The organism is Acetivibrio saccincola, assembly GCF_002844395.1.
Lineage (GTDB): Bacteria > Bacillota > Clostridia > Acetivibrionales > Acetivibrionaceae > Herbivorax > Herbivorax saccincola.
Window position 1 is genome coordinate 3,113,197 of record NZ_CP025197.1, and the last position, 22,960, is coordinate 3,136,156.

Here is a 22,960-nt window from a genome sequence, read left to right on the forward strand (position 1 = left end):
TATACAGAAGTGCTCATTCATTGGGCTTGTAAGCATTATGGTGTTAATGATTTAAAAAGCATTGTGTTGATAGAAAAAGTAATGATGACATTATATTAAATATTATCAGATAATGTATTAAAAAAATAATTCTACATCAATAGTAAAAAATCCTCTAAAATTATGTAATTTATATAAATTTTTTTAATAAACATAAAAAAACAGCCCCGCCTTTATTAAAAGACGGAGCCGGATTTCGGTAGAATGTATAGAATTTAATTATTCCCCATAATATGCTTTTTTGTATATTTCTACTAACTCCTCTACAAGAGGATATCTTGGGTTTGTAGTTGTACACTGGTCTTCAAAAGCCCTTTCTGCCAAATCCTGGAGTTTTGATAAGAACTCAGCTTCATTTACCCCGCATTCTGCAATGGTCATAGGCATATTAAGCTTTCTCATAAGTTCCTTTATTGCTTTAATTAAGTTTTCTATTTGCTCTTCCTGGGTTTCCCCGCCAAAATTCAAGAAGCGGGAAATCTGGGCATAACGGTAATCCGCTACGTATTTTTCATACTTAGGGAATATTGCAAACTTAGTAGGCTTTTGGGCATTGTACCTGATTACATGGGGTAAAAGTACTGCATTTGCCCTTCCGTGAGGAATGTTAAACTCTCCTCCCAGCTTGTGAGCCAATGAGTGATTTATGCCAAGAAAAGCATTTGTAAAAGCCATACCTGCTATACAGGAAGCATTATGCATTTTCTCCCTGGCAACCCTGTCTGAAGGGTCATTATAGGAGCGGGGCAAATATTTAAATACAAGTTCAATTGCCTTCATAGCCAATGCATTTGTATAATCTGAGGCAAGTATTGAAACATATGCTTCAATTGCATGGGTTAGTACGTCCATACCTGTATCTGCAGTTATGTTTTTTGGCATTGTCATTACAAACTGCGGGTCTATTATGGCAACATCCGGAGTAAGTTCGTAGTCTGCCAACGGGTATTTAATATTTCCCTTTTCCTTGTCGGTAACCACTGAAAATGATGTTACCTCAGAACCGGTACCTGAAGTAGTAGGTATCGCTACAAGTTTTGTCTTTTCCCCTAAGTTTGGATATTGGAATGCACGTTTTCTTATATCAAGGAATTTTAATTTAAGCCCGTCAAAAGATGTATCCGGATTTTCATAAAACAGCCACATACATTTAGCTGCATCAATTGCAGATCCTCCGCCCAATGCAATAATAACGTCCGGTTCAAATTTCTTCATCAGATCCACACCACGCATAATGGTTTCAATGGAAGGATCCGGTTCAACATCTGCAAAAATTTCACTATGGCAGTATATTTTACGCTTTCTGAGATAGTACAAAACTTTTGATACATATCCTAATTTGACCATAACAGGGTCGGTAACAATAAATGCACGGCTTATATCAGGCATATGCTGTAAATACTGCACCGAACCATGTTCAAAGTATATTTTAGGTGGAATTTTAAACCACTGCATATTCACCCTCCTCTTTGCAATCCTCTTTTTGTTAATCAGGTTAACTGTGGACACATTTGATGTAGTGGAGTTTCTTCCGTAAGATCCACATCCAAGGGTCAATGATGGTGTGTTGGTGTTATATATATCACCAATTGCACCTTGAGAGGAAGGAGAATTTACTATTACACGTCCCACCTTCATTATCTCCCCGAATTCCTTGCAAAGCTGTTCATTATTTGAATGAATAACTGCTGAATGCCCTAGTCCTCCAAGTTTTAACATTTCCCTTGCATACTCAAATCCCTGCTTTGCATCCTTAACTACAAAATATGCAAGAACCGGAGACAGTTTTTCAATTGAAAGAGGATATTCAATTGAAGGTTTTGGCAGTTTTGCAATAAGAATTTTTGTATCCTCCGGAACTTCTATTCCGGCATTTTTAGCAATTACCGCTGCACTTTTACCTACAACTTCCGGATTAACAGCCATCTTTGCTTTGTTTATAACATAATTTGTAACTTTTTCAGTTTCTTCTTCATTTAAAAAGTAGCAGGAGTATTTTTTCATTATGCTTTCAAATTCAGTTCTTATGTCCTCATCCACAATAACCGCCTGTTCAGAAGCACATATCATCCCATTATCAAATGTTTTTGACAAAATGAGGTCTGTACATGCCCTTTCCACATCAACATCTTTATTTATATAACAAGGCACATTTCCAGGTCCTACGCCCAGGGCAGGCTTTCCACAGCTATATGCAGAATGAACCATGCCTGAACCACCTGTTGCAAGAATCAGTGACACCCCTGGATGCTTCATAAGTGCATTGGTGGCTTCAATGGAAGGAACTTCTATCCACTGTATACAATGCTTCGGTGCTCCTTTTGCAACAGCCGCATCCCTGAGTGTCTTTGCTGCTTCTGCTGAGCATTTCTGGGCTGACGGATGAAATGCAAATATAATAGGGTTTCTTGTCTTAACAGATATAAGGGATTTAAACATGGTGGTTGAAGTAGGGTTGGTTACAGGGGTAATTCCTGCAATTACTCCCACCGGCTCTGCCACCTCTACATAGCCTTCCAAATCGTTTTCTGTAATTACTCCTACAGTCTTTTCATCTTTAATGCTGTGCCAGATGTATTCTGTAGAAAAAATATTTTTTATTACTTTGTCTTCAAAAACACCCCTTCCAGTCTCTTCAACGGCTAATTTTGCCAGGCGCATATGGTCATTTATCCCAGCCAAAGCCATAGCGTGTACAATTTTATCAATTTGTTCCTGTCCCATTTCCATAAACTCTTCAAGAGCTTTTTGCCCGTTTTTTACAAGCTTCTCTATCATTTCATTAACATCTGTGGTTTTTTTCTTTTTGTCTGTCATTTTAATCCCTCGCTTCCATTTAAAACTGCTCATAAAAAAAGATTGTTAAATGTTTGTCAATATATAGAATATCACATTGTTAAATATTTGTCAATAAAAATATTGCAAAAAATGTTGTAAAAAATATTGTAATTATTGCTTTTTATGTTCTATTATTCTATTATGTCAATGTTCTATTATTTCAAACCTGTTTTTTTTAAATTTAATCAATCCTTCATCCCGCATTTTCCCAAGTTCCCTTGACAGGGCACTTCTGTCCACATATAAATAATTAGAAAGCTGTTCCCTGTTATACGGTATAGTAAATACATTGGAATTGGCCAAACTTTTTTGAAGTGTTAAAAATGCCATAATCTTTTCCCTGATAGTTCTTTTGGAGATAATTTCTATCTTTTGATTAAGTATTATTGTTTTTTTGGCAAGTATCTTCAACATGTTTTCTATCAGCTTGGTATGAAAAATACATGCAGAAGAACATGTACGTATTATTTTTTTATAGTCAATTAACAAAATTTCGCTTGCTTCCACTGCCTGTACAGATACAGAACTTATTTCCATTTCTGCACATGCCAAAGCTTCCCCAAACATTTCACCTTTAGAAATTTTAGAGAGGATATTCATATTCCCGTTTTCATCTTCTTTTAAAACCACCACCTGGCCCTTTAGCAATATTCCTATATGGTGGATACTCTGACCATCCATATATACATATTCACCTTTTTCATATACTGAAACTTTTGCAGAAAGACATGAAAGTATGCTTTTTAAGTCTCTGTCTTCTATGCCCTTAAAAAGTTCGTTTTTCTTTATTATTTCATAATTTATCATAGTTCCTTTCATAATTCCTCCTATGTTGCAAATGCAACGGACTATTTTTATTTATTCTACTATAATAAAATTAGAAAATCAAGAGAAAAGGAGTTTTGAATATGATTAGAAAGATAATAAAAATAGATGAAGAAAAGTGTGTCGGATGCGGATTGTGTGTAAACGCATGTCAGGAAGGAGCAATAGGGATTGTTGACGGAAAGGCAAAACTTTTAAGAGAGGACTACTGCGACGGTCTTGGAAATTGTCTTCCTGTATGTCCCACAGGGGCCATCAGCTTTGAAGAACGGGAAACTCTTCCCTTTGATGAAAAGGCTCACAAAAATCAGGAAGAACCTGAAGAAGCATTTAGAGGATGCCCTGGTACACGTTTAAAAACAATTAATCATTCTGCCAAAATGAGTGATAATAGGGATAATACCCAGGACAATTTCGTAAGTACCCATCTTAACCAGTGGCCGGTGCAGATAAAGCTAATTCCTCCTAATGCACCATATTTTGATAATGCCAACCTGCTTATTGCAGCAGATTGTACAGCATACGCCTACGGCAACTTCCACAATAAGTTCATGAAAAACAGAATTACCCTTATCGGGTGTCCGAAGCTTGACAGCGTTGATTATAGTGAAAAACTGACTGCAATACTAAAAATGAATAATATTAAATCATTGACATTGGTAAGAATGGAAGTGCCTTGCTGTGGTGGCTTAGAATTAGCTGTTAAAACAGCCCTTAAAAACAGCGGTAAATTAATCCCCTGGCAAGTTGTGGTTATTTCAACAGACGGCGGGATAGTGGAAGATTGACACCCTTGTAAACCACACCTTATAAAAAAAACTTTGGCCTTGTCTCCTGCACTCAGGGATAATAGCCAAAGTTATATTATTTTTGCTTTGTATTTTTTTATTTATTTGCATTTCTTTTATTTATTCATTAATTCTACACTTTCCTCTATATCTTTTTTCATTTTGTCAATATGGACTTCAGACGGAAGGCTGTCACTTGCTGCCCTCCACACACCATCCCTGTACATTTGAAGAGCCTGAGAGTCAAATGGGGTTAATCTGTACTGATACATATTTATTGCAAGTTCCTCCAGCATTGGATATACAATCTGGTTTCCAAAGTAATCCTCTTCCCTGTTCATATTATGACCGTAGCCGTGGACTTTTTTGTATCCAGGCACCACATCGAAAGCGGCTCCACCTGTCCCTTTGTGGGTTGCAATATATTCCACCAGACTCCACGCCTCTTTTTTGTGTTTGCTCTGGTTATTTATACCTATCCTTGAGTCAGATGCCCATGCTGCCAAGCCTAAAGGCGGCGTTGTTACCCTCCAAAGACCGCTTTGTTCAGGAGCAATATTTCTTAGAGTCAGCATAGCATATGAAGCCAGGGTAACCATAACCAACTTGTTTTGTTTTATGGCCTCTTTTCCGTCTTCACCCCAAAAGTTTGCTCTGGCCTCCAAGTCATTTTGATGGGTTTCCTTTGCCATATCCAGCGACAATTTAAATAAGTCACCAAAACGGTTGTATTTAAAATCTTTATCAAAAAAGCCCAAAGTTGCCCCTGTCAAATCTGTAAGATCTGTCGGGTATTGAAATATGTACATGTCATCTTTCTTTAAAGTTCTGGCAATTTCCAATACATTTTCAGGGTTTTTTATAAACTCCCCGAATTCCTCCGGTTCATGGGGGAAGCCGTATTTTTCCATAATATCTGCCCTGTATAAAGCTACGTAAGGGGCTGTGGTAACTGTAAGGGATATTAATTCATTATTGTCCATGGAAAACCCGCTTTCCCAGCCTATAAAATCATTTTCATACTTGCCGGCTGAACAAGGTGCCTTAAGCAAGTCCTGAAGAATCCCGCTTGCCGTAAAGTGTCCAAAAAAGCCGCTGTCAAATATTAAAACATCAGGACCTTCACCGCTGGTAATTGCTCTCATATATTCTTCCTCACACTTATCAAAGGGAAATAATTCTTCCTCTACCATTATTCCTTCATGTTCCTCTTCAAAACTATCTATTATACCTTGATAACTATACCAGCTCCAAAGCTTTAGTACAACGGTGCCATCACTTTCTTCGCCGGAATCTGTTTCAACCGGCTGTTCCTCTGTTTTATCATCAGAACCCTCTACTTTTTTAGCACATCCCATTGTCAAAATTAAAAGCATGCTGATAATTAATAATATTGCCAGTCTTGCATTTCCTCTCATAATAAACACCTCCCGTTCCATATTTTGGGTTTTGGTTGTTTTTTATTACTGTGTCAATTTCACAGCTGCCTCTATTTCTTTTTTCATCTTTTCAATATGGACTTTAGCAGGTGATGAACTGCCTACCGCCTGCCAAACCCCGTCCCTGTACATTTGCAGTGCTTGAGAATCAAAAGGTGTTAACCTGTATTGAACCATATTTATTGCAAGTTCCTCTAGTAACGGGTATACAATTTGATTTCCAAAATACTCCTCTTCTCTTGTTGTATTTATCTCGTCTCCATGTATAGGGATATATCCAGGTACCACATCTATATGTTGCCTGAAGCTCTTATGGGTTGCTATGTGCTCAACCAGCCTCCATGCCTCTTCCTTATGCTCACTCTGGCTGTTTATAGCTATTTTTGAGTCTGATGCCCATGATGCCACACCCAACGGCGGTGTGGTCACCCTCCATAGCCCGCTTTGTTCCGGGGCATATCTTCTTATGTTGGACATGGCATATGATCCTGCAGTTATCATTACAAGCCTGTTTTCCTTTACAGCCTCCTCACCGCTTTCACCCCAAAAGTTTACTTTAGACTCCAATTCATTTTGATAAGTTTCCTTTGCCATATTTAAAGCCAGTTCAAATAAATCTCCAAAACGTGTGTACTCAAGCTTTTCATTGAAAAAACCCAAGGTACCGCCTACTAAGTCCGGAAGATCCGTTGGGAAATGAAATATGTATTTGTCATCTTCTTTTAATTTTCTGGCTATTTCTAATATGTTTTCTGGTTCTTTTATAAACTCCCCAAACTCTTCCGGCTCATGAGGGAAGCCGTATTCCTCCATGATATCTGCCCTGTATATGGTAACATAAGGAGAAGTATTGATTGTAAGGGCCAGTAATTCATCATTATTTACTGAAAATCCGCTTTCCCAGCCTAAAAAATCGTCTTTATATTTACCGGCAGAGAAAGGCTCCTGGAGCAAATCCTGTAAAATGCCACTTGCTGTAAATGTACCAAAGAAACTGCTGTCCAAAATCAAAACATCAGGTCCTTCGCCTTTTGTAATTGCTTCCATGTACGCTTCTTCACATTTTCCAAATTCAAATAATTGTTGTTCTACTTTTATTCCCTCATTTTCCTTTTCAAATTCCCTTATTATATTTTCATAACTAAACCAGCTCCAAAATTTCAATACTACAGTACCGTCATCATCTTCATTAATGCTCTCTTCCGACTGTCCCTTTGCATCTCCTCTTAGCACATCTTCGTCAGAGCCTTCCACTTCCTTTGCACATCCTATTGTAAATACTAAAAAAACGCTTGCAACCAATAAAGCTATTAATTTAATATTTTTTCTCATGGTAAGCTACCTCCATTCCCTTGATTTGTTTGCTCCGTTCAATTTGTTCAGCCATAAAGCCAAGGATAAATTTTTCAAATTCCTCTGCCGGTAAAGACTTAGAGAGATAATAACCTTGTATTTCATCACAATGTAATTCCCTTAAAACATTTAAATCCTCAATTGTCTCAACTCCTTCTGCCAAAACCCTTAATCCAAGTGAATGGGCAAGTTCAATAATTGCTACTACTATAGCCTTATTACTCTCTTCGCAGCAAATGTTGGTAACAAAACTTCTGTCTATTTTTAAAATGTTAACCGGAAGCTCCTTAATCCTTCCTAAGGAGGAATATCCGGTACCAAAATCATCAATGGATATGCATATTCCCATATTCTTTAGTTCTGTTAATATTTCAATTACATACTCAGAATTTTTCATAAAGAATCCTTCTGTTATTTCCAGTTCTAAATACTTTGATTCTAAACCTGATATTTCCAAAGCCCTTTCAACGGTTTTTACAAAATTATTTCCTTTAAGTTGTCTTAAGGACAAGTTTACAGAGATGCGCATTTTGGGGTATCCCTTGTCTTGCCACATTTTGTTCTGTTTGCATGCTTCAATGAGTACCCACTCTCCAATTTGATTGATAATCCCTATTTCCTCTGCTAAAGGTATAAATTCAGCAGGGGAAATTAATCCATGCTGCGGGCTGTTCCACCTAATCAATGCCTCTGCACCGGAAATTTCTCCTGTCTTGACATCCATCTTAGGCTGGTAGTTTATTATAATTTCGTCCCTTTCTAAAGCTTTACAAAGATTTTGCTCTAAAAACAGCTTTTCCACGGTATCTAGTTCTGTTAATTCAGAATAAAATTTATAAGTGTTTTCACCTGTTTCCTTTGCTGCATACATGGCAATATCTGCTTTTTTTAATAATGTGGATTTTTCAAAGGCATCGTCAGGATACAGGGATATACCTATACTTCCTGCAACATGCAATTCATGTACTTTTCCATCCTGCCTGATTACAACTGTATCAGAGAGCATTTTGTTGATGCTGGCAGCAGCTTTTGAAACCATCTCTATATCCCTATACTCCAGCACAACAACAAATTCATCTCCTCCTAATCTCGCAACAAAACTATCCTCTTTTAAAAAGTAACTTAATCTTTTACCTATTTCTTTTATTAAAATGTCTCCTATTTCATGACCTAATGTATCATTTATCCTTTTAAACCTGTTAAGGTCAATAAACATTACAGCTAGTTTTTTCTTCTCGGGTGAGTTTAACAGGTTTTCTAAATACTCTGTAAAACAAAGTCTGTTAGGCAGCTCTGTCAAGGTATCGTAGTATGCCAGCCTTCTCATCTGTTCCCTGGATTTTTCCAACTCTCTGGTTTGTAACAAAAGCTGGTTGTTCATAATCCTGGTTTCAGAAAACAGGTTAACAAGATTTTCTGACATTACTTTAAAGTTTTCTACAAGTGAATTTACCTGTGAAAAAGATATATTAGGCCATTCTATTGACTCCTGCCGTTTTAGTTTTTCAGGAAGCCCCGTGGTACTTATGGTAAGCTTTGATAAGTCCCGGGACAAAAAGCTGCTCATGGCAATGGCAACAGATATTGATGCTACGGAAAAACCTAATAAAACCAAGAGTTTATTGAGATAGTTTTCCCATGCATTTTCAATATGATTTCTAAGAGGCTTTTTAACCAGAATCACTAAGTCAACATTATCAAAGGTTTTGGTGTTTATGTAAAATCCCTGGCTCCACCTGCTCAAATCAAAACTCAGTCCTTTGTGGGCAGGCAGCCACTGAAATGTGTTATCGTCAATCTTTGTAATTTCGCCATTGTCCTGCCAGTTATACACCTCTTTGTACTGTCCGTCATCAGTATTTGTAATGTATACATTATGACTTTTGTCAACTAATAATATTTCAATTCCTTCTTCTATGGGGTTTTTTTCAATGATTGAGCTAAATTTGCTTAACTGCAATGGGGATTTTAGCCTGACTTTACGAAGTTCTTTTATTTCCCACTCACTTGCTTCAGACATAATACTAGAACCGGTTCTTTCTAACATGCTGCATACTTCTGCATTCATCCTTTCCTGGGACAGCCATCCATCAAGCAAAGTGTACAGTAAAAAAGGACCAAATACTGAAGCAATTGTTAAATGTATAAGCATTTTATTTAAGTCAGCAAACTTGCTTTTTTTAAGCCCTGCTATTTTTTGAATAGGAATATAAGACATTATCATGTCCGCAATAAGCATGTTTAAAAAGCCGTTAATACTTTTGTTTACCATTATTAAATAGCACTCATTGCCTATTGTACCCCTGTGTAAATAAAAAACTATGGCAATGGCAGGTGAACCAACAAAAATCCAATACAAAGCATCGATAAATAAGACATTATATTTTGTCTTTTTGTATAAAATCCCAACAAATAAAATCTCCAGAGTGAAAAAAAGTATATAAAAGTTTGGATTCAGAAAGTACCACTCCAGCAAATTGACAATAGCAGCCACTATAAAAGCTTTTGTCACTCCATAATATCTTAAAATAAGAAAAATAGAGACATTCCCGAAGGCAAAATTTATGCCATAGGAAAAAGGCAGGTCATAAAACCTTGACAAAAAGCTTATAACCGCTAATGCCAATAATAATATTATGTTTTTATGTGATTTTTCAGAAGCTACGGTGCCTGTAGTAGTAATTTTTCTCTCCAACCTTTCCTGAGAAGTTTAATTGTAACAAAAAGCTTGTTAAGTGTTATAAAGTATCTGGTATATCGTTAAAATAAATTATAAATAGCACCTTTAGAGTAAACTATTCAGATGTTAAATATGCATGATATTGTTTTCTGCCGGATGACAGAACAGTGCTTTTTGAAAAGCAGCCATACTATATTGATTCTACAAAATCAAAAAAAATCCTTCTCAATGTATGTACTTGGTAAAGAAACAGGAAAAACCCTGCCATTTTCCATTCTATAAATTTTATCGGCAATTTTCCTTGCCAAATCCAGGTCATGAGTAATATATAACATTGCAAAATTTTTAGAGTTTTGAATTTTTTTTAAAAGTCTTAATATATTTGCCTGGCTGGAAGGGTCCAGCATGGAACTGATTTCATCTGCAATTAATACTTTTGGTTTTAAAATAAGGCTCCTGGCTATTGCAATCCTCTGTCTTTGCCCCCCGCTTAAAGTGTAGCAGGCTCTTTCTAAAAATTCCTGATGATGAGGTAGCCCGACATCTTCTAACACTTTTTCAACTTTTTCAATCCTGTCCTTTTTTGAGCCAATTTTTAATATATCCAGGGGCTCAGATACAACCTTAAAAACAGACAAAAGCTCATTTGTGGCAGTAAAGGGGTCTTGAAATACCATCTGTATGCCATTTTCCCTGCTTGTGGCATTATTTCCCTTTACCTTTTCCCCTTCAAAAATAACCTCCCCACCATCCGGGGAAATAATTCCTGAAAGTATGCGGGCAAGTGTTGTTTTTCCCGAGCCTGATTTACCCGTCAAAACAACAACTTCTCCTGAGTGAATTTTTATGCTGCAACCGTCACACGCCTTTATTTTTTCCCTTTTAAAATGATATGTTTTATTTATATTCACTCCTTCAAGAAGTACCAAAATACCTCCCCTGTTGCACGCTACCTTTCTGTCTTCCATTACTGTTTTTAACTTTGGGAGTTTTGTTTTGCACTCTAAATGTCTTTGACCACATCTGTTATAAAAGCTGCATCCCCCATATGGGTTTGTTCCGGCTTCCCCTGGTATTCCCCACAAATCCCTGTAGGGATTTATAGAAGGGGAGGCATTTAATAAGCCTCTCGTATAGGGATGAGCCGGCTTTTTTAAAACATCCGCCGTTTTTCCTTCTTCCAGCACATAACCTGAGTACATTACCAACATTCTGTCTGCCAGTTCTGTAATGGTTTTCATATCATGGGATATTACAATTAAAGTTAATTTTTTCTCTCTATGAAGTCTTTTAATAAGACCCGTTATTTCTTTTTTAGACTCAAAATCAAGTGAAGACGTAGGCTCATCTACAATAAGCACTTCCGGGCTGCAAGACAGTGCCATTGCCAATAAAACCCTCTGCCGCATTCCACCTGAAAGATGATGGGGATAAAAGTTTTTATATTTAGATTCTAAACCAACTAAATTTAACAGCTCTAAAACCCTCTTTTCAGCTTCCCTCAAACTAATGCCGGTGTGTTTTACAATACACTCTGATATCTGTTCTTTAATGGTAAGAACAGGGTTTAATACATCCAGGCTGTTTTGAAACACCATTGCAATTTTATCCCATCTGTAGAGGTTTCTCTCTTTTTCCGGCAGGCTGTTTAATTCAATGTTTTTATAAAAAATTTCACCCTTTACTTCGCAAGGATTTTTTAAAAGCCCCATAACAGCCATGGCAACAGAAGTCTTGCCACTTCCGGACTCACCTGCTATCCCTAGGCTTTCACCTTTTTTTATTTCAATATTCAGGTTGTTTACTGCATTTATTTTTAATGCATTTAAATTATAACATACAGAAAGATTTTTAATTTTTATACCCAAATGCTACACCCTCTTACTTTTACAACCTCTTATTAAGTGTTATATACCTCTTATTTTAAATGCTATTTAACTTCTTATTTTAAAAATGACGTTTAAAAAATGATGTTTTAAAAAGTTACTAGGACTTCTTCCGGTGGCTATAAAATATAAATTTTTAAACATAGCGGGTCTTTGAGTTTAAAATTTTCTCAATATCTCGGCATATAAAACTCAGGGAAACAACCAACAACAAAATAGCGGCTACAGGACTTAGCACCCACCATTTCCAGAAGTTAGTAAAGTATATTCCTTTAAAATTTACAGCCCGGTTTAAAATCATTCCCCAACTCTTTGATGCAGGGTCCCCCAATCCTAAAAAAGCCAAGGAGGCTTCTGCAATAATTGCCCTGTTTATAATCTTCATGGTACTAACCATAACGAGGGGGGATATGTGGGGAATAATGTGCCTCTGTACTAAATGTCCAAAACCTGCTCCAAAACTTTTCGCAGCCAGAAAATATTTTTCCTCTTTAAGGCTTAGCACCTTAGAGCGGACAATTCTTGCAGGGTAGGTCCACAAAAAAAGCGTCAACACAATAATGATATTTTTTACGTCAGGTCCAAAAAAAGCCCCCAACACAATCATTACCGGCAAGTCAGGAAGGACAATTATTATATCTGTTATGCGCATAATTATTTTATCCGTTCTTTTTCCAAAATACCCTGCTGCCATACCGATAATGCTTCCCCCGACTCCCGACAGTAAAGCCGTGGATATACCTATAATAACGCTTATCCTTGCACCATAACAAATTTGTGCCCATATATCAATACCCAAATCATCAGTACCCAGCCAGTGCTTTAAACTTGGTGCTTCCAGGGCATCTCCGCTTGGTACGTTGTGGGGGTTGGAGGATAATAGAGGACCAAAGAGGGCCAATAGTATAATAAGAAGTAAAATAGCCAGGCCTGTTTTTCCCATAAGTGTTAGTTTGTTTAAAAACCGAAACTTTAATTTAAGCATTGCTTTTAAATCCTGAAATTTAATTTTTAAGCCTTGCACCTTGGCTTTCAAAGCATTCATTTAATTCACCCTTGGGTCTAGTTTTTTATAAACAACGTCTGCCAAAAAATTCATAGTCAAAACTGAAATTGCCACAAACAAAAAAATTCCCTGTATAAGCGGGTAGTCCCTTACCATAACCGCCTCCCTCATTAAACTTCCAATCCCGGGATAATTAAAAACATTTTCTACCAGTATTGCCCCGCCAAATACATAGCCTGCAGCTAAAAATGCCCTGGTGATAACCGGAGGTATGGAATTTTTTAGTGCATGGCGGAATATTATTCTTCTTTTTGAAAGTCCTTTAGCCACCGCTGTCCTCATATAGTCTTTTGTAAGTACGGTCATCATGCTGTTTCTTGCAATAAAATAAAACTCCCCCACTCTTACAAGAGACAGTGTAATAACCGGCAAAAATCCGTGGTGGATTATATCTAATATTTTCTCAAAAGAATTTTGGTGTTCTGCAAAAACCCTCATTCCCCCTGCTAAGGGAAACCATCCTGTTTTAGCTGCCAGAAAAAAAAGAAATAAAATACCAATTAAAAAAGCCGGTATCTGAAGTATAAAAGTCATAACAATATATAAAATCCTGTCAAAAATACTGTTTCTGTGCCATGCAGAATAACTTCCTGATATTGTGCCTATAAAAAAACTTAAAATAAGGGCTATAATAACTATTGATACAGTCCACACCATTCTTTTTAATATAATGCTAAGAACACCGTCATTATAATATATACTATAGCCTATATCCCCTTTAAAAAGTTTTCCTATGTACTCTATGTACTGCACAAATACCGGCTTGTCTAACCCGTAATACTCTTTGTACTTTTCTATTTGCTCATCTGAATAGCTTATTGCAATCCCCCCTTCTTCCGATGACAAAAAAGTAAAGGGGTCTCCTGGCATAAGTCGGGGGATAAAAAAGTTTAAAGTAATTATAATAAAAAACGTGAATAAATACTCAAAAAATTTAGTATTATATTTTAAATTAAAGGTAAGCTTCAAGGTATATTCCCTTCCTCCCAAGAATCCAGGTACGAAAGCTTATTGTGGGTTACTTCATGATGGTCAAACATATACTTCCAACCATCATATTTAGAATGCCTGAATACGCAGTATCCTGTAGTGTTGTACAGTGGCAGCATTGGAACTTCTTCCCCTATTACTTCCTGAAGTTTGTATATAATGTCTTTCCTCTTTTTCACATCCATTTCATACAATTGTCTTTCTGACAATTCATTTATTTCATCATTACTATATCCTCTTATCCTGCCATTTGCATATGTAGTACGCAATATATCCGGGTCGCCTCCCCAGCCCCCATGCCCGTTTAAAACTATTTCATAATTCCCGTTTTTTATAGCCCCGTCCCTGGTTTTTGTATCCACACTCGTAATAATTATATCAATACCTGCTCTCTCAAGATTTATTTTTATTAGTTCGGCAATTTTTACCTCTTCATTGGAATTTCCGGTAAGAAGCGTAAAAGATAATTTTCTCCCGTTCATTAAATCTTTTGCTTTTTCAATATCAAATTCATAGTTTACAACTTTATCATTATACCATATATGATGTATTGGTAAATACCCTGGGCTTGCAGGTACTGCTGCATTCCTTGCCACCTTTTCTATCAGCTCGTTTTTGTCTATCGCATGGGCAAAAGCCTTCCGGACATTTACATCCAGTAGTTCAGGCCTTTTTTCCATATTAAAAATAAGGCGGTATCCCCAAAAGGCAGGATTTTTTATTATAGTGTACTCATTTTCATCACTGTATTTAGAAATAACATCAGGGCTAACACCTGTAATGTCAATTTCCCCCCTGTCAAAAGCAAGTATATTGTCACTTACAGGAATAAACTTTATAACATCAACCCTTTGCCCGGGTCCCCAAAAATCCTTAAATGCTTCAAATTTATAAGCCCCCTGTTCCCTGCTGTAGTAAGTTAAGATATACGGACCGCTGCCGATTACTGCTTCAGGTCCATTAAAATTTACAGGGTCTTCAACCCCTTCCCATATATGCTTAGGTATTATTCTTGTATTTCCGATTTTACCAAGCAAGAATGCCACGGGTCTTTCCACTTCAAATTCAATGGTATGTGTATCTATGGCTTTCACCGACTTAATAAAGGTCTCCCCATCAACTGTAAGGTCATTAAATACAGGGGGATGTTTTTCATAGTATTTAAATGAAAAAACAACATCTTCTGCTGTCAAGTCTATTCCATCATGCCATTTTATGTTTTCCCTTAGAATAAAGGTGTATTTACATCCATCTTCAGATACAGTCCATTCTTTTGCAAGCCAAGGGATATAGCCTTTTTCCCCTCTTTCAAGCAGGCTGTCAAAAATAAGTGTCATTTTATATATCCCAGGTCCCCTTGAATAATGGCTAAAAGGTGTCGGATATCCCCAGTCCCCTCCTTGAAGGTTAACAACAACTGATTTATCTTTATATTGGTTTTCCAAAGTATCAGAATCAGAACAGCCTGTAATCCCTAAAAACAATACAGCTGCAATAAGGATGAATACGCTCATTTTTTTAACAGTCAATTTTGTTACCCCCTGATTTTCAATTTAGCTTTCATGTACAGCTTATATTTTTTAGTTTTTATGTATGGCTTGTATTTTAGTCTTTATAAATAGCTTACATTTATGTATGGCTTATATAGCAGTAAATTCTTATTGCTATAGCCTCTTTGCTATAGCTGTTGCTTCATTACAATATTTTTCCACTATCATAAAAACCTGTGTTTTCTATACGTACCAGTACATCCAGGCTATTTTAGCTTCCGTCTTTTCTACAACATGGTTGTTTTTTGCTATTTTTTTAAGATAGCTATGTATCTCTTGTTTTTGCTCTTCGTTCAAAGGATTTCTCATTTCAAAAAAAGAAGTATAAGTTGAAATGGCTTTGTCAATTGTATAAACATTCTCCCATTCAGCATCAAAATATGTTATTTCAGGGTAGTACCCCATAAACCATAATATATTGAATCCGCAATAAATGGTTTTATTGTGGTTTTCTTTTTTTCCATCTTTATAAATTATGCTGCTAAGCCGGTCCCTTATATAATCTTTTCTGCTGGCAAAATTACTTATAAAACAAATTTTTTTTGATGCTTTTATCATATTTTCAATGGCTTTTTTGCTGCTTATTCCCGGGCACATAGAGGCAAACACTATATCAAATTTTTTCTCCAAGCCGGATTTTTCAATGTCCAAATCCTCCCAGTCTAAAACATCAAAAGAAACGTTATAAACTTTTTCTTTTTCAGCATTTTCCCTTGCAAACTCTATCATCTTTTGTGAAATATCAATTCCCACTACACTCTTTGCTTTTTTTGCAAATTCTATTGAATACCTGCCCGGTCCACAGCCAATGTCAAGAACCTCTGTATCTTTATTTAAAATGCCCATTGACCGGAAAAAAACCATCACATCATTTAAACTTTTGTTTTTATTGTTTTGGTGAATTATATTAAATTCCTCAGCCCTTCCATCCCAAAAAGCTATCTGGGCATTTTTATCCCTGCTTCCTTTTTTCCACAACTTCTCAAAATCAGCTATATTCATGTTCTACCTCCCTTGATATTTTAAAAAGTATTAAAAAGAGTATTATAAGTAAACTCATTAAATACTATTCTAATCAAAAAGCTTGAATTTTTTCAACTGTTTTTTACAACTATTCCCAGTGCTTATTCAAATACTATTACTTATTTATTATTTAATTAAAAAGGCTTAATCCGTTACAATCCGGATAAAACCCAAATAGACATTCTTTAACTTTTTTCAATTATATTTTGTTTTTGGTTATACTCTTTTTAATAAGTTATTGTCAATCTTTTATACAACTTATTGTCAGAAAATACTTGTCAGTATATATCTTTAGAATCAATATAATCAGGATTAAGCATATAGAGCTTTGAAGGTCTGTGTCCTCCGTTTTTAACGTACTTATCCGTTTCAACAACTACATTTAAAATTTTTCTTCTAAAGTTTGCCTTTAAAAGCCTGGTGCCTAAAATCACCTCATATACCTGCTGAAGTTCTGTCAATGTAAACAATTCAGGTATTAAATTAAATACTATACCCGTGTTTTTTGCTTGTTCTTTAAGCCTTTCTATTCCATATACTATAATTTTTGCATGGTCAAAAGCTATTCCGTCACTTTCTAATATCTCCCTTTTTATTTTAGCTACTTTCCCTTCAATAATTTTTGATACTTTTACAACCGCTGAAAGTTTATCTTCTTCATTTTCTAAATTTAAATTAAAAAACCTTTCTACTACATAGCCCTTCTCATTTGGGATTTTATTTTCCTCATAGCATTTACAGGAAACAGCAAACCATTTTGCATCATCTGCATCATCATCAGCCTTAACATTAAGGGTGGAACTGTCTACAAGAGACATATATGAAGTGGTTATTATTCTTGTCCTTTTATCCCTGTCAACATCCCCCCATGTATAAAGCTGCTCCATATATATATTGTCAACATTTGTTTCTTCTTTGAGTTCTCTTAATGCAGCTTCTTCTAAACTCTCGTCCATATTGACAAAACCTCCAGGCAGTGCCCACTTTCCTATGTCCGGATGATTCCCTCTTTTAATCATTAATAATTTTAAAGTTTTCTTTGGAAGTTTCCTGTAATTTTCTTTTTCTCCATCAGCCACTGTAAAAACAAGGATATCCACTGTTACAGATGGTCTTTCAAATTTATTAGGATCATAAGCTTTGAGGAACTCTTCTTCAGTTAATCCGTCTTTGTTTAATTTTTGCTCCAATGTAACCACACCTCTTTTGCTTTGTGAATTTTATAAAATTTATAAAAAAGTTATGGTAGAAAGTATTTTAACTTGCAATATATATTTATCAATTATATTACAAACATGCTTTATATGTTTTTACACATATACCCTCAGGAAAAATTATTTTTCTTAGCTATATTATATCTTTTAATTATGTTTTTTTCCATATAATTTCTTTGCAATTAACATAAGAAAATTTCTTGTTACCTATTTTTTAGACCCGTCCTTAGAAGTTTCACTGTTAATTTTTTATACAGCCAGCAAAAACTTCTCTTTAAATGTCATTTGTACCACTTTGTTGCTTGTGTTTATTTCTTATGTTGTATAAAATTAATTTAAATGGTATAATTATAACAAAAATATAATGTAAAGGGGGGTAGTGGGTAAGAGTATATAATTCTTACCTGGAGTTACTATGATGAAAAAACTTTTAAAAAATCTATGTATGTAAAAATGATGGTTTGTTTATTTATCTTTTCAGCTTTTTCTCTATTGAACATCACCGGGGTATTAGCTGAAGAAGATGTCCTTTCTGTCTTGGATTTTGAAGATTATTTCTATTATGAAGACGGAAATTATGTTTTAACTAGTGACATTGTGGTAGACTCAAGCTTTAGAATTGATGGGCACACTGTTGTACTAAACGGCTACAGTATGACTGTGGAAGGGGATTTATGTATAGACAACGGTTCTTTGGATCTGGGCTCAGGAAGCTTAACCGTTAACGGAGATTTTTATATAAATGGATTTGATACTTCCAACCCTGCTGTTTTGGATATCAATAACGGTAACCTTATTATTGAAGGTAATTTTGACACATATGATAATGTTATTCTTTATATGGTCCAGGAAAACGACTATGTTCTTGTTCACAAAGATTTCTACTTTAATTCTTTCATACCCCATGGTGATTATTTAATCAACGGTACCTTGGAAGTCAAAGGAGACTTCTATGACTTTTCAAAAGGTAACTTTTTACCTTCTCAAAACCACAGGGTTGTTTTAAGCGGTGAGGACGTTCAATATGTCACTTTTGAATACCCTGAACTTTCATCCTTCAACATACTTGAACTGACTAAACCTCTTGAAACCGGCTATGTGTTCTCACACACACCTGTTTGGAATACGCTTATAGAACCCGGTACCTCATTTAAACCTGGTGATTTAGATGGAAACGGCACCGTCGACTCAACGGATGCAACTATACTGAAAAGATATATAGTAAGTATAATAGATGAAATCCCTGCAGGAAATGATGCAGCTGATTTAAACGGGGACGGTGATATAGATTCTCTAGACTATACTCTCTTGAACAGATTCATTTTAGGTATGATAACTGAATTTCCTGTTAACAGATAAATTTAAACTTTAATCTTATATATTAAGACATAATCCCAGGCTTTAAAACCTGGGATTTGTTTTTTGTAAAAAGCCGAAAACAGTACTAGCTGTACTCTTACCGGCTTTTCTTTTTTCTCTCTTTATTATTTTATATCTATTAATTTTTCAGACAGGACATTTTTTAATCTTTTTTATTTCCTAGCATTTTGTAATACTGATACAAGAGACCATCCAACTCCATCTCAACATCTTGAATCTTTGTTTGTTGAGAGTCATCATGTTTGTCAAAAGAATTAATAAGCATATTTTTCTCAACTATTTTTCTCTCTAAATTACTTGTATTTTCATTCATGATGTCACACCTCCTCAAATGTACTCCCCGGAAAATTATTATAGCATATAAAAATGAAATTATCTACCATTAATAAATATAAATGTCCTGCTTATCCCATGTTTAACATACTTTTTACCAAATAGTAATATAAATTTAATATTTCCTGTTGTATTTCCCGCAAACAACATTAAAGCAGGGACTTAAAGTCCCCACTTTGAGCTTTTTATCTTTGCTTTTTTCCGGATTCAGGCAAGGGAATTAAATATGTTCAAATACTTTTATACATTCCTGTTATTGAACCGGTATCCTATGTTTGTTTTTCTTTGCTTTTTTATCCTTTGGAAGTACTATAGTCAGTATTCCGTCCTTATACCTTGCAGTTACAGCATCGTTAACTACATTTTCAACATAAAAGCTTCTTGAAACTGAACCATATCTCCTTTCTCTTCTGATGTAATTTTCTCCTTCATCTTTTATTTCTTCCCCTCTGTCAATTGAAATAGTTAAAGTATCATCTCTCAATTCTACATTAATGTCTTCTTTGTTTACTCCGGGAATTTCAGCGTCTACAATGTATTCTTTGTCGTTTTCACGTATATCGGCCCTAATTCCACTTGTGGCTGAAAGAACCCCAGAGAAAAAAGGATCGTTGAAAAAATTCTCAATAACATTTCTGCCAAACCCCCAAAAATCATCATTTAGTGAAAGCTTATTTCCTCTTCTATATGGTATTAGACTGAACATTGTTAAACACCTCCATTTTTTTATTTTTATTTTTTTGATTTTGATTTGATTTTGACTTTCTTTGACCTTCTATTTTATTTATACCACATATCCAGTCATTTAAACAATATTTGTTTCTGACCTTCCCTGACCTTCCTTTGTAAATATATTCATTATACTTAAAATATCTATGATTTTCTTTGTTTTTCTTACTTATTTGTTTTTCTTACTTATAGATTATGTAAAATAATCATTATTTGTGAAGCCTCATTTAAAAAGCTTTAATATCTCTTCCTTGTCAATTGCCCCCACTACAAACATAAGACCAAAGGCAACTGCTGTATTACCAAGGATATTTGCTATTACTGCACCATCTCCGCTTATGTTAAATATGTTAAAGAAACTGTTTATATATTTATGAGCAAAAATTATTACAGTGCATACCACGCCCGGTTTTAGTATCCAATTTCTAAAGTCTAAAACCATTCCTGTCATTTTTGTTACAGTGTAAGTGTTTAAAACGCAAACACAAGCAGAACTCACTATAATCCCTGCTATATAACCCTTTACACCATATACGGGTATAAAGTACACTACAAATAAAATTCTTATAATATATCCTACAGTTGAATTTCTAAGGGAAACCCCCTGTTTGCCCAGCCCGTTTAATATTCCCAAAAGAGTCTGCTGCAAATATATAAATATGCATGTAAAAGACAGTAAATATAAAATATCACCTATGTTTTCATTTTTATAAACTAAGTTCCCTATTTCATTTGAAAAACCAATAAATATAGATGTAAATATAAAACCAAGGATAAATGTAAATTGAATTGATTTTGATATCCTGTAATTGACGGTTTTAAAATTCTTCAAAGACAATGCCTCAGAAATAGCCGGTACAAGGGTGGTGGCTAAAGAAGACGTAACAAGTGAGGGGAAGAAAACCAACGGCATTGCCATACCTGTAAGCTTCCCGTATTCTGCAATGCTGGCTTGATAATTCATACCTCCTATTAAAAGCATTCTGGGAATTAGTATAAGTTCCACGGCTCCCATCATAGAAGTGATAAACCTGTTAAAGGATACAGGCACCGATATCTTTATTATATTGGCAAGGATAGTCCTTTTCCTCATAAAATCTTTTTTATATTTATAAGGAGGAATTTTTTTCTTTTTTATTTTGAAAATTATTATTAAAACAGCAAGGTTTGATATTTCCCCCAGAGCCATTCCCACTGTCGCCAGGGTACAGGCATACTCAAGACCTATATTCAAAAAATAAGCTGACATAGCAATTACTATCCCTATTTTTACAACCTGTTCCACAACCTGAGAACAGGCAGTGGGAACAACATCCTGCATACCATAATAGTAACCTTTGACAGCGGAGGCAGCAGCAATTACCGGAATGCACGGCAGCAGCAGAATCATGGAATAGTATGTTCTTGAATCTTTTAAAATGATATTCACAATGGGATCTATAAAAATTAATATACCTGTTGATACAATTAAGCCGGCGGTTACCACAACTGCTAACGCACAGTATGTTATCCTGAATAAATTAGCATGATTTTTTTTTGCCGCCTGCTCTGCAACCATTTTTGAAACGGCAATTGATATGCCGGAAGAGAGGGTAAGTATAATAAGGGAATATACAGGGGAAATGAGCTGGAAAATTCCCATACCTTCTGCCCCTATAAGGTTAGAAAGGTATATCCTATATATAAATCCTAAAACCTTTACAATAAACCCGGCTATCATTAACACTATTGCACTGCTTACAAATGATTTCTTAGTCATGAAGCCATTTTACCTTTTTTAAAAAATTGTCCTCATTATTTGTATTAAAAAAAGTAATAACTTATGACTAAGACGTAAACATTTTAAAATTTATTTTATCCATTCCACCAAATCTTTATATACTGCACTTCCTAGATACCTTCTTATTTCCCCTGTTTTATTATTGCGAAGAGAAACAATAAACTCAAACTCCATTCCTTTTTTAAGTTCAAACATATTTTCACGGGTGGTGTAATAGGGCAAAAGTTCATATAAGCTGGGACTGTCTATTTTTCTCCACCGGTCTGTTTCAATAAGCACCCAGCCGCTGCCATAAAATTCAGGCTGCTCTTTTTTATTAATAGGATACTCAGTAAACTCAATTTTAACTTCATAATCCAAATCATCTTTTAAATAATCTACCCAATTGTCCAGCTGTATCCTAAACTCATAAACTTCCCATTTGTTTCTTGGATACACTACGCTTATTTCAGGTTCTAAAAAATCCAATTCACCTGTAAGTATTTCAATAGTCCTGGTGTTTTTGTCCCACTTAACCCTGGCACTAAATATTTCAAATGCAAAACGTAAGGGAATAAAAATTACTTCTTCATTAATTACCGGGACAGAATCAATTTTAAGCAGTTTTCCATTCACTATTACCTCACTTGAACCTGTTTTAAATTTTGCGTCTGCGAAATCATTTTTGATATGTACAATTCCAGGTTCAATATCTAAATCCACTGTGCCTCCTATACTTTCAGCTACAAATTCAGCAGGTACCATTGTCCTGCCGGCAGCAGGATCTATGTAGGGGGCTGCACCAAAAGTTTTTACTACACTCCCGTCTACCTTAATGGTTATATCCCTTTCATTTGCAGTTACCATGCTGAACATTAAAATGCTTGAAATTAAGAAAAGCAGCAGCATCTTTTTCATCTTTATTCCTCCAAAACATAATATTCTGGATTGCATTTAGTACAGATTTTAAAACTTTACCCTGACTTACGTTGACTTTTAGCTTTATTCAGGTCAAGATTATACAGGTCAAGACATGAGTAATATTTCAAGAATGTATATAGATTCTAT

The 22,960-nt window shown here is 35.3% G+C and carries 17 protein-coding genes; 2 read left to right on the forward strand and 15 right to left on the reverse strand.

Annotated features, from left to right (window positions below):
* Positions 1-258: 258 nt before the first annotated feature.
* Both adhE and HVS_RS13910 read right to left on the reverse strand, forming a co-directional pair.
* On the reverse strand, positions 259-2,856 hold the full coding sequence (gene adhE, locus HVS_RS13905; protein WP_101303293.1) for a bifunctional acetaldehyde-CoA/alcohol dehydrogenase: 2,598 nt from the start codon (positions 2,854-2,856) through the stop codon (positions 259-261).
* Between the two features lie 165 nt (positions 2,857-3,021).
* The gene (locus HVS_RS13910; protein WP_235827430.1) at positions 3,022-3,696 is read right to left on the reverse strand and encodes a Crp/Fnr family transcriptional regulator; all 675 of its coding nucleotides are present in this window, start codon (positions 3,694-3,696) and stop codon (positions 3,022-3,024) included.
* Between the two features lie 89 nt (positions 3,697-3,785).
* Between HVS_RS13910 and HVS_RS13915 the strand changes: the two genes are divergently transcribed.
* Positions 3,786-4,490: an ATP-binding protein gene (locus HVS_RS13915; protein ID WP_101303296.1), complete on the forward strand. Its 705-nt coding sequence runs from the start codon at positions 3,786-3,788 to the stop codon at positions 4,488-4,490.
* Positions 4,491-4,606: 116 nt separating this feature from the next.
* On the opposite strand, the gene HVS_RS13920 is transcribed toward HVS_RS13915, so the two are convergent.
* From HVS_RS13920 to HVS_RS13960, 9 genes are all read right to left on the reverse strand, one after another.
* Positions 4,607-5,908 (reverse strand): ABC transporter substrate-binding protein, encoded by a 1,302-nt coding sequence (locus HVS_RS13920; RefSeq protein ID WP_159063464.1) that lies wholly within the window; start codon positions 5,906-5,908, stop codon positions 4,607-4,609.
* A 45-nt stretch (positions 5,909-5,953) separates the two neighbouring features.
* On the reverse strand, positions 5,954-7,261 hold the full coding sequence (locus HVS_RS13925; RefSeq protein WP_101303300.1) for an ABC transporter substrate-binding protein: 1,308 nt from the start codon (positions 7,259-7,261) through the stop codon (positions 5,954-5,956).
* Entirely contained in the window at positions 7,245-9,977 is a 2,733-nt protein-coding gene (locus HVS_RS13930) for an EAL domain-containing protein (protein WP_101303302.1), read from the reverse strand. Before HVS_RS13930 ends, HVS_RS13925 begins: the two co-directional genes overlap by 17 nt.
* Before the next feature lie 194 nt (positions 9,978-10,171).
* The gene (locus HVS_RS13935) at positions 10,172-11,830 is read right to left on the reverse strand and encodes an ABC transporter ATP-binding protein (RefSeq protein WP_101303304.1); all 1,659 of its coding nucleotides are present in this window, start codon (positions 11,828-11,830) and stop codon (positions 10,172-10,174) included.
* Positions 11,831-11,984: 154 nt separating this feature from the next.
* Positions 11,985-12,833 (reverse strand): ABC transporter permease, encoded by an 849-nt coding sequence (locus tag HVS_RS13940; protein ID WP_101304306.1) that lies wholly within the window; start codon positions 12,831-12,833, stop codon positions 11,985-11,987.
* 60 nt (positions 12,834-12,893) lie between these two features.
* Complete coding sequence (locus tag HVS_RS13945) at positions 12,894-13,760, reverse strand: ABC transporter permease (protein WP_412779115.1); 867 nt, start codon at positions 13,758-13,760, stop codon at positions 12,894-12,896.
* A 119-nt stretch (positions 13,761-13,879) separates the two neighbouring features.
* Positions 13,880-15,433, reverse strand: coding sequence for an ABC transporter substrate-binding protein (locus HVS_RS13950; protein WP_242971589.1), 1,554 nt, complete (start codon positions 15,431-15,433; stop codon positions 13,880-13,882).
* Positions 15,434-15,637: 204 nt separating this feature from the next.
* The gene (locus tag HVS_RS13955; protein ID WP_101303306.1) at positions 15,638-16,456 is read right to left on the reverse strand and encodes a class I SAM-dependent methyltransferase; all 819 of its coding nucleotides are present in this window, start codon (positions 16,454-16,456) and stop codon (positions 15,638-15,640) included.
* A gap of 299 nt (positions 16,457-16,755) precedes the next feature.
* Positions 16,756-17,667 carry an NUDIX hydrolase gene (locus HVS_RS13960; RefSeq protein ID WP_101303308.1) on the reverse strand — a complete coding sequence of 304 codons (912 nt, stop codon included), beginning with the start codon at positions 17,665-17,667 and terminating at the stop codon, positions 16,756-16,758.
* Positions 17,668-18,132: 465 nt separating this feature from the next.
* Between HVS_RS13960 and HVS_RS13965 the strand changes: the two genes are divergently transcribed.
* Positions 18,133-19,050 carry a dockerin type I repeat-containing protein gene (locus tag HVS_RS13965; protein ID WP_101303310.1) on the forward strand — a complete coding sequence of 306 codons (918 nt, stop codon included), beginning with the start codon at positions 18,133-18,135 and terminating at the stop codon, positions 19,048-19,050.
* Between the two features lie 163 nt (positions 19,051-19,213).
* On the opposite strand, the gene HVS_RS16715 is transcribed toward HVS_RS13965, so the two are convergent.
* From HVS_RS16715 to HVS_RS13980, 4 genes are all read right to left on the reverse strand, one after another.
* Positions 19,214-19,384, reverse strand: a complete 171-nt coding sequence (locus HVS_RS16715) for a hypothetical protein (protein ID WP_169926547.1) — start codon at positions 19,382-19,384, stop codon at positions 19,214-19,216.
* Between the two features lie 273 nt (positions 19,385-19,657).
* Positions 19,658-20,110, reverse strand: coding sequence for an Hsp20/alpha crystallin family protein (locus HVS_RS13970; protein ID WP_101303312.1), 453 nt, complete (start codon positions 20,108-20,110; stop codon positions 19,658-19,660).
* A 246-nt stretch (positions 20,111-20,356) separates the two neighbouring features.
* On the reverse strand, positions 20,357-21,892 hold the full coding sequence (gene spoVB, locus HVS_RS13975; RefSeq protein ID WP_101303314.1) for a stage V sporulation protein B: 1,536 nt from the start codon (positions 21,890-21,892) through the stop codon (positions 20,357-20,359).
* Between the two features lie 90 nt (positions 21,893-21,982).
* Complete coding sequence (locus HVS_RS13980; protein WP_159063465.1) at positions 21,983-22,810, reverse strand: copper amine oxidase N-terminal domain-containing protein; 828 nt, start codon at positions 22,808-22,810, stop codon at positions 21,983-21,985.
* Positions 22,811-22,960 lie beyond the last annotated feature (150 nt).